We start from the raw sequence: 14,469 nt of genomic DNA on the forward strand, positions 1-14,469 counted from the left end.
ATGGCAGCACCGGGCGAAAATCTGAGGATCAACGGAGACAGGCTGTGGGACTCGCTGATGGAGATGGCGAAGATCGGCCCCGGCGTCGCCGGCGGCAACAATCGCCAGACCGTGACCGACGAGGATGCCGAGGGGCGCCGCCTGTTCCAGAAATGGTGCGAGGAGGCCGGGCTCACCATGGGCGTGGACCAGATGGGTACCATGTTCATGCGGCGCGAGGGCACCGATCCGGATGCTCTGCCGGTCTATGTCGGCTCGCACCTCGACACCCAGCCGACCGGCGGCAAGTTTGACGGTGTGCTCGGCGTGCTTGCCGGCCTCGAGATCGTGCGCACGCTCAACGATCTGAACATCAAGACGAAGCACCCGATCGTCGTGACCAACTGGACGAACGAGGAGGGCACGCGATTTGCCCCGGCGATGCTCGCCTCCGGCGTTTTCGCGGGCATCCATGAGCTGGACTGGGCCTATGAGCGCGAGGATGCAGAGGGCCTGAAGTTCGGCGAGGAACTGGAGCGGATCGGCTGGAAGGGCGACGAGGAGGTCGGCGCGCGCAAGATGAAGGCCTTCTTCGAGCTGCATATCGAGCAGGGCCCGATCCTCGAGGCCGAGGGCAAGGATATCGGCGTCGTCACGCACGGCCAGGGCCTGTCTTGGACCCAGGTCACGATCACCGGAAAGGAGAGCCATACCGGTTCGACACCGATGCCGATGCGCAAGAATGCCGGTCTCGGCATGGCGCGCGTGTTGGAGCTGGTCGACGAGATCGCCTGGAGCCACAAGCCGCACGCGGTCGGCGCGGCCGGGCATATCGATGTCTATCCCAACTCGCGCAACGTGATCCCGGGCAAGGTGGTGTTCACCGTCGACTTCCGTTCGCCGGACCTCGCCGTCATCACCGACATGGAAGAGCGGTTGAAGAAGGGTGCGAAGGAAATCTGCGACGAGATGGGCCTCGGCATCGAGTTCGAGAAGGTCGGCGGCTTCGATCCGGTCGAGTTCGACAAGGACTGTGTCAAGGCCGTGCGCGATGCCGCCGAAAGGCTCGGCTACTCGCACCGGGATCTGATCTCCGGCGCCGGGCACGATGCCTGCTGGATCAATCGCGTCGCGCCGACCGCCATGGTCATGTGCCCGTGCGTCGACGGGCTGAGCCACAACGAGGCGGAGAAGATTTTCCCGGAATGGGCGCGCGCCGGGGCTGACGTGCTGTTCCACGCGGTCGTCGAGACGGCGGAAATCGTTGAGTAAGGAGAAGCGGACATGCCAGCTACAATAATCAAGAACGGAACCGTCGTTACCGCGGACCTGACCTACAAGGCCGACGTGAAGATCGAGAATGGCGTGATCACCGAGATCGGGCCGAACCTCTCGGGCGGCGACGAGCTGGATGCGACCGGCTGCTATGTGATGCCGGGCGGCATCGATCCGCATGTGCATCTCGAAATGCCCTTCATGGGTACCTATTCGGCAGACGATTTCGAGAGCGGCACCCGCGCCGGCCTTGCCGGCGGCACGACAACGGTTGTCGATTTCTGCCTGCCCGATCCCGGCCAGTCGCTGCTCGACGCGCTGAAGCGCTGGGACAACAAGTCGACGCGGGCCAATTGCGACTATTCCTTCCACATGGCGATCACCTGGTGGGGCGAGCAGGTCTTCAACGAGATGGAGACCGTGGTCCGCGAGAAGGGTATCAACACCTTCAAGCACTTCATGGCCTACAAGGGCGCGCTCATGGTCAATGATGACGAGCTCTTCGCCTCGTTCCAGCGTTGCGCGGAACTGGGGGCGTTGCCGCTCGTCCATGCCGAGAACGGCGATGTTGTCGCCTCGATGCAGGCGAAACTGCTGGCGGAAGGCAACAACGGCCCCGAGGGGCATGCCTATTCGCGGCCGGCGGAAGTGGAAGGCGAGGCGACCAACCGCGCCATCATGATCGCCGACATGGCCGGCGTTCCGCTCTATGTCGTGCACACGTCCTGCGAGCAGGCGCACGAGGCGATCCGCCGCGCCCGCCAGGCGGGAAAACGCGTCTATGGCGAACCGCTGATCCAGCACCTGACGCTCGACGAGAGCGAGTATTTTCACAAGGACTGGGACCATGCCGCGCGGCGCGTGATGAGCCCGCCCTTCCGCAACAAGCAGCACCAGGATTCGCTGTGGGCCGGCCTGCAGTCCGGATCGCTCCAGGTCGTTGCCACCGATCACTGCGCGTTCACCACCGAGCAGAAGCGCTATGGCGTCGGCGACTTCACCAAGATCCCGAACGGCACCGGCGGTCTCGAGGACCGGTTGCCGATGCTGTGGACCTACGGCGTGAGCACCGGGCGGCTGACGCCGAACGAGTTCGTGGCCGTTACTTCAACAAACATCGCCAAGATATTGAACATGTACCCGAAAAAGGGCGCGATACTTGTTGGTGCCGATGCCGATATCGTCGTTCTCGACCCGGAGAAGGAGAAGACGATCTCGGCGAAGACGCAGCAGTCCGCGATTGACTACAACGTCTTTGAAGGCAAGCATGTGAAGGGGTTGCCCCGCTTTACCCTGTCCCGTGGCAAGGTGGTGGTCCATGACGGCGAGATCAGGACCGAGGAGGGGCACGGCAAGTTCGTCGCACGCGAACCGTTCCAGGCGGTCAACAAGGCGTTGTCGACCTGGAAGGAACTGGTAGCGCCGCGACCAGTCGAGCGGACCGGCATCCCGGCGAGCGGGGTGTGATCTGCCCATGCTTGCACCGGACAGGACAATGAACACCGTCATCAAGGCCGACAAACTCAATCTTACGTTCCAGACCAATGACGGGCCGGTTCACGCCCTGTCGAATATCGATCTCTCGATCGAGAAGGGAGAGTTCGTCTCCCTGATCGGCCCGTCGGGTTGCGGCAAGACCACGCTGTTGCGGGTCATCGCCGATCTCGAGAAGCCGACCGAGGGGACGATCTCGGTCAACGGCATGACGCCGGAGGAGGCGCGCCTCAAGCGCGCCTACGGCTATGTCTTCCAGGCCGCGGCCCTGTTCCCGTGGCGCTCGATTGCCGACAACGTCGCCCTGCCGCTGGAGGTCATGGGCGTAGACAGGGCCGAGCGGGAAAGGCGGATTGCGGAGAATCTCGAACTGGTCGATCTTGCCGGCTTCGAGAAGAAGTTCCCGTGGCAGCTTTCGGGTGGCATGCAGCAGCGTGCCTCAATCGCCCGCGCGCTCGCCGTGCAGCCCGACATGCTGCTGATGGACGAGCCGTTCGGCGCGCTGGACGAGATCGTCCGCGACCATCTCAACGAACAGCTCCTGAAGCTGTGGGCGGCGACGAAGAAGACCGTCGTCTTCGTCACCCATTCGATCCCCGAGGCCGTGTTCCTGTCGACCAAGATCGTGGTGATGAGCCCGCGTCCGGGTCGCATCCACGACGTGATCGACTGCGATCTCGGCGACGAGCGCCCGCTCGACATCCGCGAGACGCCGGAGTTCCTGAAGATCGCGCACCGGGTGCGCGAGGGGCTTCGGGCAGGGCATGCCTATGACGATTGAGGTATCGCAGCCGTGCTGAAGTCCCGCATTCTTCCCGTTCTCACGGTCGCCGCGGCCATAATTGCGATCTGGTACGTCGCAGCCGCGATCCTCAACGCGCCGTTCGAATACGCGCAGGCCGAGCGCGCCGGCAAGGAGATTTCCTTCTCGGAAGTGCTGCCGAAGACCATGGCGCAGGAACGCCCGGTCCTGCCCGCACCGCACCAGGTCGTTGTCGAGCTCTGGGAGACGACGGTCAACAAGAAGATCACGTCCAAGCGCAGCCTCGTCTACCACGGCTGGGTCACGCTCTCGGCGACGCTGCTGGGCTTCGTCATGGGCACCGTGCTCGGCATCCTGCTTGCCGTGGGGATCGTGCACAGCCGCGTGCTCGACAAGAGCCTGATGCCGTGGATCATCACCTCGCAGACGATACCGATCCTCGCCATCGCGCCGATGATCATCGTCGTGCTCAACGCGGTCGGCATCACAGGCCTGGTTCCCAAGGCATTCATCTCGACCTATCTCTCCTTCTTCCCGGTCGCCGTCGGCATGGTGAAGGGGCTGCGTTCGCCCGAGGCAATGCACCTAGACCTGATGAAGACTTACAGCGCGTCGCGGTCGGACGTGTTCTGGAAGCTGCGCTGGCCGTCCTCGGTACCGTTCCTGTTCACGTCGATGAAGGTGGCGATCGCGGCAAGTCTCGTCGGTGCCATTGTCGGCGAGCTGCCGACCGGGGCCGTCGCCGGGCTCGGCGCGCGCCTGCTCGCCGGCTCCTATTACGGCCAGACGATCCAGATATGGTCGGCGCTGTTCGCCGCGGCGATCATGGCGGCCGTGCTGGTCACGCTGGTCGGACTGGCGGGCGACCGGCTCAACAGGCGCATGGGTGTCAGACCGGAGGGCGCACGATGAGCGGAATCGGTATCTTCGTTGCCGCGCTGCTGTTCTGGGTGGCCGCCTGGTATGCCAATGCGCGGCTGTCGGCCGTCAAGGTGGAGAAGCGCGAAACCGCGGTTTTGATAAACCTGCTGATTCCGCTTCTCTTCGGCGCCGCCCTGCTGGTGTTGTGGGAGGGCGTGACGCGGGGCTTCGACGTGCCCGCGGTGCTGCTGCCGCCGCCGACGATGATCTGGGAGCGGATCACGAATTCCGTGTCGATCCTCTGGGCCGACTTCCGCCAGACCTATCTCAAGTCGGTGATCTCGGGCTACCTGCTCGGGTGCGGTGCCGGGTTCGCGATCGCCATTCTGGTGGACCGGTCGCCCTTCCTGAAGGCGGGCATCATGCCGGTCGGCAACCTCGTCTCGGCGCTGCCGATCGTCGGTATCGCGCCGATCATGGTGATGTGGTTCGGCTTCGACTGGCAGTCCAAGGCCGCGGTCGTCATTGTCATGACCTTCTTCCCCATGCTGGTGAACACGGTCGCGGGACTGGCTGCCGCCGGGCACATGGAGCGCGACCTGATGCGCACCTACGCATCGAACTACTGGCAGACGCTGTTCAAGCTGCGGCTTCCGGCGGCGATGCCGTTCATCTTCAACGCACTGAAAATCAATTCCACGCTGGCGCTGATCGGCGCCATCGTGGCCGAGTTCTTCGGCACGCCGATCGTGGGGATGGGATTCCGCATCTCCGCGGAGGTGGGCCGACTGAACGTCGACATGGTCTGGGCAGAGATCTTTGTCGCCGCATTGGCGGGGTCGCTGAGCTACGGGCTGATAGCCCTGATCGAGCGGTCCGTCACATTCTGGCATCCGTCAAACAGAAACTAAGGGTTGGGAGGACCCATAAACAGGCGGGAAAAAAAGGGTGCCAACACGCAACCGAAGCAGGAGTGTCTAACATGAGAAAATGGATTGCATTGGCAACCGGTGTCGCACTGTCCGTGACGGCAACCGCATCGCAGGCGGCGGACGAGCTGACGCTGCAGCTCAAATGGGTGACGCAGGCGCAGTTCGCCGGCTACTACGTCGCCAAGGACAAGGGTTTCTACGACGAGGAAGGACTCGACGTGGAGATCAAGCCGGGCGGCCCTGATGTCGCTCCGCCGCAGGTGATCGCCGGTGGCGGCGCCGACGTGGTCGTCGACTGGATGCCGTCCGCGCTCGCCACGCGCGAAAAGGGCGTTCCGCTGGTCAACATCGCCCAGCCCTTCAAGAAATCCGGCATGATGCTGACCTGCCGGAAGGAAACCGGCATCACGTCGCCGGCCGATTTCAAGGGCCGGACACTGGGCGTCTGGTTCGGTGGCAACGAGTATCCGTTCCTGTCCTGGATGAGCCAGCTCGGCATTCCGACCGAGGGCGGCGAAGAGGGCGTGACCGTGCTCAAGCAGGGCTTCAACGTCGATCCGCTGATCCAGAAGCAGGCCGATTGCATCTCGACCATGACCTACAACGAGTACTGGCAGGTGATCGATGCCGGCTTCACGCCGGAGGATCTCGTCGTCTTCAAGTACGAGGAGCAGGGCGTCGCCACGCTTGAGGACGGCCTCTACGTGCTCGAGGAAAGCCTCGAGGACGACGCCATGGTCGACAAGCTGGCCCGTTTCGTGAAGGCTTCCATGAAGGGTTGGAACTATGCCGCGGAGAATCCCGACGAGGCAGCCGAGATCGTGCTCGACAACGACGCCACGGGCGCCCAGACGGAGAAGCACCAGAAGCGCATGATGCGCGAGATCGCCAAGCTGATCGACGGATCGGACGGCACGCTCGACGTCGCGGCCGCGGAACGCACCGTCGACACGCTTCTGGCCGGCGGTTCCGACCCGGTGATCACCAAGAAGCCGGAAGGCGCCTGGACCGACAAGATCACCAACATGATCAAGTAGTCGCTATCCGGCGATTGCACGAAACGAAACGGGGCCGCGTGAGCGGCCCCGTTTTTCATGTCCCGTGAATCGGTTGGCGCGGGAAGCTGAGAAAAAGATTCAGGCCGCGATCGCTTCCGCCGGCGGCTCCGCGGCCCCGGTCATGAAGGCGACGGCGTCGGACATTGTGTAGTCCTTCGGGTTGATGACGCAGAGCCGCTTGCCCAGCCGGTGGACATGGATGCGGTCGGCGACCTCGAAGACATGCGGCATGTTGTGCGAGATCAGGATGATCGGGATGCCGCGCGATTTCACGTCCTGGATCAGTTCCAGTACGCGCCGCGATTCCTTGACGCCAAGCGCTGCCGTGGGCTCGTCCAGGATGATGACCTTCGAACCGAAAGCCGCCGCGCGCGCCACCGCCACGCCCTGGCGCTGGCCGCCGGACAGTGTCTCGACGGCCTGGTTGATGTTCTGGATCGTCAACAGGCCGAGTTCGTTCAGCTTCTCGCGGGCGAATTTCTCCATCGCCGGTCGGTCGAGTTGGCGGAGCAGCTTGCCCATGATGCCCGGCTTGCGCAGTTCGCGACCCATGAACATGTTGTCGGCGATGGACAGGGCCGGGGACATGGCAAGCGTCTGGTAGACAGTCTCGATGCCTGCTTCCCGGGCGTCGTTGGGCGAGGTGAAATGAAGGCGCCGGCCCTCCATCCATATTTCTCCGGCATCGGGCGTGACCGCGCCGGAGATGGCCTTGATCAGCGTCGACTTGCCGGCGCCGTTGTCGCCGATGACGGCGAGGATCTCGCCCGGCATCAGGTCGAAGTCGCAATGGTCGAGAGCGACGACCTTGCCGTAGCGCTTGACGAGATTGCGGGCGGTGAGAATGGGTTCGCTCATGCCGAAACCTTTCTGATCCACTGGTCGACTGCGACGGCGGCAATGATGAGCACGCCGATCAGCAGGTAGGTCCATTGCGCGTCCGCTCCGAGCAGGCGCAAGCCGAGGGTGAAGACGCCGACGATCAGGGCGCCGAACAGGGTGCCGAGAACGGAACCGCGGCCGCCGAACAGCGATATGCCGCCGATCACCACGGCGGTGATGCTCTCGATATTGGCGAGCTGGCCGGAGGTCGGCGACACCGAGCCGATGCGGCCGATCAGGGCCCAGCCGGCGAAGGCGCAGATCAGGCCGGACAGCATGTAGACCGAGATAAGCGTGCGCTTGACGTTGACGCCGGACAGTTCGGCGGCTTCCGGATCATCACCGACCGCGTAGACATGGCGTCCCCAGGCCGTGTGGCGGAGCACATAGGCGAGGACGAGCACCAGCAGGATCATGAAGATGACGCCGAAGGTGAAGATCGCGCCGCCTATGTTGATCTTGTTGCCGAAGAACTGGAGCAGGGGCGCCTGCGCCTCGATGTCCTGCGCGCGGATGGTCTCGTTGGCGGAATAGAGGAAGTTTGTCGCCAGAACGATCTGCCACATGCCCAGCGTCACGATGAAGGGGGGCAGCTTGACGCGGGCGACGAGAAATCCGTTGATGAAGCCACACAGAGTGCCGCAGACGAGGCCGCAGAAGACCGCAATGCCGGGTGGCAGGCCGTAGCGGAATGCGAACTGTCCCATCACCACCGAGCTCAGCACCATGATTGCGCCGACCGACAGGTCGATGCCGGCGGTCAGGATGACAAGGCTCTGGGCCGCGGCCACGATGCCGACGATCTGCACCTGCTGCAGGATCAGCGTCAGGGCGAAGGGCGAGAAGAATTTCGAGCCCAGCAGCAACCCGAAAATCAGAATGGACATCAGCAGGACGATCAGCGGCACCAGCGACGGTGTCTGGTGCAGCGCGTGCTGCAGCCTGCTTATGAGGCTATCGGTATGGTCTTCGAACTCTGCGACCTGTGCGGGGGTGTGGGCGAGGGCGGCCTCGAAATCCTGCCCCTTGCCGATGCTGTCGGCCATGCTCCTCCTCCGTGATCCGGAATTGCGCGACGTGACGTGCCCCGGATCGGGCGCCTGTCGCTTCTGGTTGTCCGGCGGGGGGACCGTTGCGACGGTCTCCCCGCTTCATCCTACACGATTTAGGCGATTAACCCCAGCAAAGGTCCATGCCTTCCTTCACCGAAATGGACGGCACGCCATCCGCAGGCTTGTCCGTAACAAGGGCGACGCCGGTGTCGAAGAAGTCCTTGCCCTCCGTCGGCTGGGGCTTGGTGCCGTCCTTGGCAAACTGGGCGATGGCCTCGATACCCTTGGAAGCCATCAGCAGCGGGTACTGTTGCGAGGTGGCGCCGATGATGCCCTCGGCGACATTCCGCACGCCCGGGCAGCCGCCGTCGACCGAGACGATAAGCACGTCGTTCTCCCGTCCGATCGCCTTCAGCGCCTCATAGGCGCCGGCAGCGGCCGGTTCGTTGATCGTGTAGACGACGTTGATCATCGGGTCGGTGGCCAGCAGGTTCTCCATCGCCTTGCGGCCGCCTTCCTCGTTGCCTGATGTCACGTCATGGCCGACGATGCGCGGATCGGTCTCGTCGCCCCACTTGTTCGGATCGCCGAGGTCGATACCGAAGCCCTGAAGGAACCCCTGGTCGCGCAACACGCCGACTGTCGGCTGGCTGACGGCGAGGTCGAGCATGGCGATCTTCGCGTTGGCGGCCTCGTCGCCGAGCGTGGCGGCAGCCCACTGGCCGATCAGCTCGCCCGCCTTGAAGTTGTCGGTGGCGAAGGTCGCATCGGCCGCGTCGATCGGATCGAGCGGGGTGTCGAGGGCGATGACGAGCATGCCCGCATCGCGCGCCTGCTGGACGGACGAGACGATGGACGAGGTGTCCGAGGCCGTCAGCAGGATGCCCTTGGCGCCGTCGGCGATGCAGGTCTCGATGGCTTGCACCTGGGTCTCATGGTCGCCGTCGATCTTGCCGGCGAAGCTCTTCAACTCGATGCCGAGTTCCTCGGCCTTGGCTGCGGCGCCTTCCTTCATCTTGACGAAGAAGGGATTGGTGTCGGTCTTGGTGATCAGGCAGGCGATGGTGTTGTCCTGCGCGGATGCGGGGACGGCGAATGCCGCGGCAAGTGCGAGCGCGGCGGATGCTGCGAGTAGATGCTTCTTCACGATTTCCTCCCAGGAGTTGAAAACCCGGACCCGTTTGTCCGGGGCGGTTGACGCGAAGGGCGTGTGCGGACGCCTCAAACGCTCGACCTGCAAAAATGGAACAACAACCATGCGCATCTGTCAATAACTAATTCATCATGATTTAATTATTGACAGGATCGGCGCACATGCACATTCTTTCGATGCAGGAGGTACCCCCAGATGACGAATCCGGGTAAGTCGTGGCCGAGATTGAGAGGCGGGGAGAGTTCGGCATGGCCTGGTCGGAGGAGATGTCCATGCCGGTGAGCGAGTCCGGCGGCGCGCAGCTGCGCGGCACCAATCAGAGCGGCATGCGCATTTACAACGAGAAGCTGATCCTGACGCTTCTGCGCCGTTTCGGCGCAATGCCGAAATCGGAACTGACGCGCATGACCGGCCTGTCGGCGCAAACGGTCTCGGTCATCATGCGCGGGCTGGAGAATGACGGGCTTGTGCTGCGCGGCGAGCCGGTACGCGGGCGCATTGGCCAGCCATCCACTCCAATGGCGCTTGATCCCGACGGCGTTTTCTCCATCGGCATGAAGATCGGGCGCCGCTCCGCCGCGCTGGTGTTGATGGATTTCACCGGCGCGATCCGGATGCAGGAGCGGGTCCACTATCGCTATCCGCTGCCCGGCAGGATGATGGAATTCCTCCGCGAAGGGCTCGAAAAGGCGAGGGGCCAGCTCGACGACGTCCAGTGGGGTCGCGTAGCCGGGATCGGCATTGCCGCACCGTTCGAGTTGTGGAACTGGCCGGAACAGCTCGGCGCACCGGCGGCGGAGATGGAGGCCTGGCGGGATTTCAGCTTCGGCGAGGAGATTGCCCGTTTCACGCGCCTGCCGGTTTTCGTGGAGAATGACGCAAGTTGCGCCTGCGGCGCCGAGAACGTCTTCGGTCTGGGGCGCGAATATTCCGATTTCGCCTATTTCTTCGTCGGGTCGTTCATCGGCGGCGGTGTCGTCCTCAACGGCGCCATTTTCACCGGGCGCACCGGAAATGCCGGTGCATTCGGCACGCTGCCGATCCGCCATCATGACCGCAAGGGCGACCAGTTGATCGACAGTGCCTCGATCTTCGTCCTGGAAACGCGGCTGAAGGAAGCGGGCATCGACCCGTCGCCGTTGTGGCTCGATCCCGACGGCTGGGACCGGTTCGAGCCCCATCTCTCGGACTGGATCGAGATGACCGGCGAGAGCCTTGCGATCGCCGCCGTGTCGGTGTGCTCTGTCATCGACTTCGAGGCCGTGCTCGTGGATGGCGGCTTTCCGGCCGCGGTCGGCGAGCGCATCGTCGCGGCGGCGCGGCGGTCCCTGGATACGGTCGACTGGCAGGGAATCGAGAAGCCGAATATCCAGCGCGCCGAGGTCGGCGCCAATGCGCGGGTTCTGGGGGCCGCTAGCCTGCCGCTGTTCGCCCGCTACCTGCTCAGCCACGCGATAAACAGGAAGGAAGCGGCCTGACGCCGCACCGCCTTCGCGAAGACGTTCCGCCCGATTGACACCCGGCATGCGCATTGCTTTTGTGCACCGGCGCCCGTGCCGGGCGCGCCTGCGGCCCGTGCCGCCAGACACGCATGAAAGGGACAAGATGGGCGATGTAACCGCGCCGGAACTCGGCTCGTTTTCCTGGGAGGATCCTTTTCGCCTCGACGGCCAGCTGAGCGACGAGGAGCGCATGCTGCGCGACGGCGCGCATGCCTTCGCGCAGGACAGGCTGCAACCGCGCGTCATCGAGGCATTCGCCAACGAGACGGTGGATCCCTCCATCTTCGCCGAAATGGGAGAGATGGGCCTGCTCGGCGTCACCGTGCCGGAGCAATATGGCGGCGCCGGTGCGAGCTATGTCGCCTATGGCCTGATCGCCCGCGAGGTCGAGCGTGTCGATTCCGGCTACCGCTCCATGATGAGCGTGCAATCCTCGCTGGTCATGTACCCGATCCACGCCTATGGCTCGGAGGAGCAGCGCCGGAAATACCTGCCGAAGCTCGCCTCGGGCGAGTGGATCGGCTGTTTCGGCCTGACCGAGCCGGATGCCGGCTCCGATCCCGGTTCCATGAAGACCACGGCGCGCAAGAGCGACGGCGGCTACGTGCTGAACGGCTCCAAGATGTGGATATCCAACGCCCCGATCGCCGATGTCTTCGTCGTCTGGGCGAAGTCGGAGGCCCATGGCGGCAAGATCCGCGGCTTCGTGCTGGAAAAGGGCCTGAAGGGCCTGTCGGCGCCGAAGATCGCCGGCAAGCTTTCCCTGCGCACCTCGGTGACGGGCGAGATCGTGCTGGACAATGTCGAGGTGGGCGAGGATGCGCTCCTGCCGGGCGTGGAGGGGCTGAAGGGTCCGTTCGGCTGCCTCAACCGGGCGCGCTACGGGATCGCCTGGGGCGCGATGGGCGCGGCGGAGTTCTGCTGGCACGCGGCACGCCAATACGGTCTCGACCGCAGGCAGTTCGGCAAGCCGCTGGCGCAGACGCAGCTGTTCCAGAAGAAGCTCGCCGACATGCAGACGGAGATCGCGCTGGGCCTGCAGGCGGCGCTGCGCGTCGGCCGGCTGATGGACGAGGGCAATGCGGCGCCGGAGATGATCTCGCTCATCAAGCGCAACAATTGCGGCAAGGCGCTCGACATCGCGCGCATGGCGCGCGACATGCACGGCGGCAACGGCATTTCCGAGGAGTTCCAGGTGTTCCGCCACATGGCGAACCTCGAGACGGTCAACACCTACGAGGGCACGCATGACGTGCACGCCCTGATCCTCGGACGGGCACAGACCGGGTTGCAGGCGTTCTTCTGAGATGACCGCCGATCGCGCCGAACACGTTCACCGGCGGTTCCTTCACCGCGTCGCTGCCGGAGATCTTCCGCCGGCCGGCCTGCCGCGCGAGCTGTCGCTCGATCGCGAGTCCGCCATCGGCATCTTCCGCTCGCAATGCATCTCGCGCCATCTCGACCGGATGGGGCGGAAGATGCAGAAGGCGGGGCTGGGCTACTACACCATCGGCTCGTCAGGCCACGAGGGCATGGCCGCCGTTGCCGCCGCGCTGCGTCCCACCGACATGGCCTTCCTGCATTACCGCGACGGTGCGTTCCAGGTGCAGCGCTCCGCCCAGGTCGGCGGGCAGAACCCGATCCGCGACATGCTGCTTTCCTTCGCCTGCTCGTCGGAGGACCCGATCTCCGGCGGCCGGCACAAGGTGCTGGGATCGAAGGCACTGGCAATCCCGCCGCAGACCTCGACGATCGCCAGCCACCTGCCGAAGGCGGTGGGCGCGGCCTATTCCGTCGGGCTCGCGAAGCGGATCAATCCCGAGCACCGGGCGCTTCCGCAGGATGCGGTCGTGATGTGCTCCTTCGGCGACGCCTCGGCCAACCATTCCACGGCGCAGGGCGCGTTCAACACGGCAGCCTGGACCGCCTACCAGGGCGTGCCGCTGCCGCTGATCTTCGTCTGCGAGGACAACGGCATCGGCATCTCCGTGAGGACGCCGCCGGGCTGGATCGAGGCCAATTTCTCCAAGCGGGCGGGACTGGCATATTTCTCCTGCAACGGACTCGACATCTTCGACACCCATGCGACGGCCCTGAAGGCGGCGGCGTTCGCCCGCCGGAAACGCCAGCCCGTGTTCCTGCACGTGAAGACCGTGCGGCTGTTCGGCCATGCCGGGTCGGACATCGAGGCAGCCTACAGGCGGAAAGCCGAGATCGAGCAGGCGGAGGACAACGACCCGCTGGTGCACACGGCGGCGCGGCTCGCGGCCGCCGGATATCTCGCGCCCGGCGAGGCCGCGGCGCTCTATGCCGAGGTCGAGGCGGAATGCGAGGCCGAGATGGAGCGGGTCGTCGCCCGGCCGCGGTTGAAGACCGTCGCGGAGGTGATGGCGAGCCTGGTCCCGCCGAAGCGGGCCTGCGCGCCCACAAACGGCCCGTCGGAAGAGGAGCGGGAACAGGCCTTCGGCGGCGACTTCAGGGCGCTGGAACAGCCGCAGCCCATGGCGAAGCTCATCAACTGGGCGCTGACCGATCTCATGCTTGAACATCGCGAGATCGTGCTGGCCGGCGAGGATGTCGGCGCCAAGGGCGGCGTCTACGGCGTGACCCAGAAACTCTCCGAGCGCTTCGGCCGCCATCGCGTCATCGACACGCTGCTCGACGAGCAGTCGATCCTGGGACTTGCCATCGGCATGGCGCACAACGGCTTCGTGCCGATCCCCGAGATCCAGTTCCTCGCCTATCTGCACAATGCCGAGGACCAGTTGCGCGGGGAGGCGGCGACGCTGCCCTTCTTCTCCAACGGGCAATATGCGAACCCGATGGTCGTGCGCATCGCCGGGCTGGGCTACCAGAAGGGTTTCGGCGGCCATTTCCACAACGACAACTCGCTGGCCGTGCTGCGCGACATTCCGGGCATCGTCATCGCATGTCCCTCGAACGGCGAGGATGCGGCGATGATGCTGCGCGAATGCGTGCGCCTCGCACGCGAGGAACAGCGCGTCTGCGTATTCGTGGAACCCATCGCCCTCTATCCCATGCGAGACCTGCACGCCGAGAAGGACGGGCTGTGGATGCGCCGTTACCCGTCACCGGATCGGCGCATACCGCTCGGCGAGGTCGCCGTGGAGGGGATCGGCGAGCATCTTGCCATCGTCACCTACGGCAATGGCTGCTACCTCGCCCACCAGGCGGCAAAAAGGCTGATCGAGGATCACGGGATCGAGCCGCGCATCGTCGACATGCGCTGGATTGCGCCCTTGCCCGAAAAGGCGATCCTCGACGCAGTTTCCGGCTGCCGCCACGTGCTGATCGTGGACGAGTGCCGGCGCACCGGCTCGCAGTCGGAGGCGCTGATGGCGCTGATGGCGGAAAGCGGAGTGAAGTCCTTTGCCCGGGTTGCGGCGGAGGACAGTTTCATCGCCACCGGCCCGGCCTATGCGGCGACGCTGCCTTCGGCGGCGGGCATCGTGGATGCCGCGGTCCGGCTGGCCGGGGCGTAGGGGAGTTTCCGGAAG

12 protein-coding genes are annotated in these 14,469 nt (G+C 64.6%); 9 read left to right on the forward strand and 3 right to left on the reverse strand.

All coding sequences use genetic code 11. The features are described from left to right. The 6 genes from HTY61_RS03220 (at nt 1) to HTY61_RS03245 (ending at nt 6,341) form a co-directional block, all read left to right on the forward strand. On the forward strand, nt 1-1,251 hold the full coding sequence (locus HTY61_RS03220; RefSeq protein WP_175275447.1) for a Zn-dependent hydrolase: 1,251 nt from the start codon (nt 1-3) through the stop codon (nt 1,249-1,251). A gap of 12 nt (nt 1,252-1,263) precedes the next feature. Further along, nucleotides 1,264-2,721: a dihydropyrimidinase gene (gene hydA, locus HTY61_RS03225; RefSeq protein ID WP_175275448.1), complete on the forward strand. Its 1,458-nt coding sequence runs from the start codon at nt 1,264-1,266 to the stop codon at nt 2,719-2,721. A gap of 28 nt (nt 2,722-2,749) precedes the next feature. After that, nucleotides 2,750-3,529 carry an ABC transporter ATP-binding protein gene (locus HTY61_RS03230; RefSeq protein ID WP_175275449.1) on the forward strand — a complete coding sequence of 260 codons (780 nt, stop codon included), beginning with the start codon at nt 2,750-2,752 and terminating at the stop codon, nt 3,527-3,529. Nucleotides 3,530-3,541: 12 nt separating this feature from the next. Then, complete coding sequence (locus HTY61_RS03235; protein WP_428978274.1) at nt 3,542-4,423, forward strand: ABC transporter permease; 882 nt, start codon at nt 3,542-3,544, stop codon at nt 4,421-4,423. Continuing rightward, nucleotides 4,420-5,283, forward strand: a complete 864-nt coding sequence (locus tag HTY61_RS03240) for an ABC transporter permease (RefSeq protein ID WP_175275450.1) — start codon at nt 4,420-4,422, stop codon at nt 5,281-5,283. The genes HTY61_RS03235 and HTY61_RS03240 overlap by 4 nt, the downstream gene beginning before the upstream one ends. 71 nt (nt 5,284-5,354) lie before the next feature. After that, complete coding sequence (locus tag HTY61_RS03245; RefSeq protein ID WP_175275451.1) at nt 5,355-6,341, forward strand: ABC transporter substrate-binding protein; 987 nt, start codon at nt 5,355-5,357, stop codon at nt 6,339-6,341. 99 nt (nt 6,342-6,440) lie between these two features. Here the strand turns inward: HTY61_RS03245 and HTY61_RS03250 are convergent, their stop codons facing one another. From HTY61_RS03250 to HTY61_RS03260, 3 genes are all read right to left on the reverse strand, one after another. After that, entirely contained in the window at nt 6,441-7,220 is a 780-nt protein-coding gene (locus HTY61_RS03250; protein ID WP_246272906.1) for an ATP-binding cassette domain-containing protein, read from the reverse strand. Further along, nucleotides 7,217-8,290: an ABC transporter permease gene (locus HTY61_RS03255; RefSeq protein WP_175275453.1), complete on the reverse strand. Its 1,074-nt coding sequence runs from the start codon at nt 8,288-8,290 to the stop codon at nt 7,217-7,219. Before HTY61_RS03255 ends, HTY61_RS03250 begins: the two co-directional genes overlap by 4 nt. 127 nt (nt 8,291-8,417) lie before the next feature. Next, entirely contained in the window at nt 8,418-9,443 is a 1,026-nt protein-coding gene (locus HTY61_RS03260) for a sugar ABC transporter substrate-binding protein (protein WP_175275454.1), read from the reverse strand. 254 nt (nt 9,444-9,697) lie between these two features. Between HTY61_RS03260 and HTY61_RS03265 the strand changes: the two genes are divergently transcribed. The 3 genes from HTY61_RS03265 (at nt 9,698) to HTY61_RS03275 (ending at nt 14,454) form a co-directional block, all read left to right on the forward strand. Next, nucleotides 9,698-10,927 carry an ROK family transcriptional regulator gene (locus tag HTY61_RS03265; RefSeq protein ID WP_246272907.1) on the forward strand — a complete coding sequence of 410 codons (1,230 nt, stop codon included), beginning with the start codon at nt 9,698-9,700 and terminating at the stop codon, nt 10,925-10,927. Between the two features lie 127 nt (nt 10,928-11,054). Then, a complete protein-coding gene (locus HTY61_RS03270) occupies nt 11,055-12,257 on the forward strand; it encodes an acyl-CoA dehydrogenase (protein ID WP_175275455.1) in 1,203 nt (400 codons plus the stop codon). Between the two features lies 1 nt (nt 12,258). Continuing rightward, entirely contained in the window at nt 12,259-14,454 is a 2,196-nt protein-coding gene (locus tag HTY61_RS03275) for a thiamine pyrophosphate-dependent enzyme (RefSeq protein ID WP_175275456.1), read from the forward strand. Nucleotides 14,455-14,469 lie beyond the last annotated feature (15 nt).

It is taken from the genome of Oricola thermophila (assembly GCF_013358405.1).
GTDB lineage: Bacteria > Pseudomonadota > Alphaproteobacteria > Rhizobiales > Rhizobiaceae > Oricola > Oricola thermophila.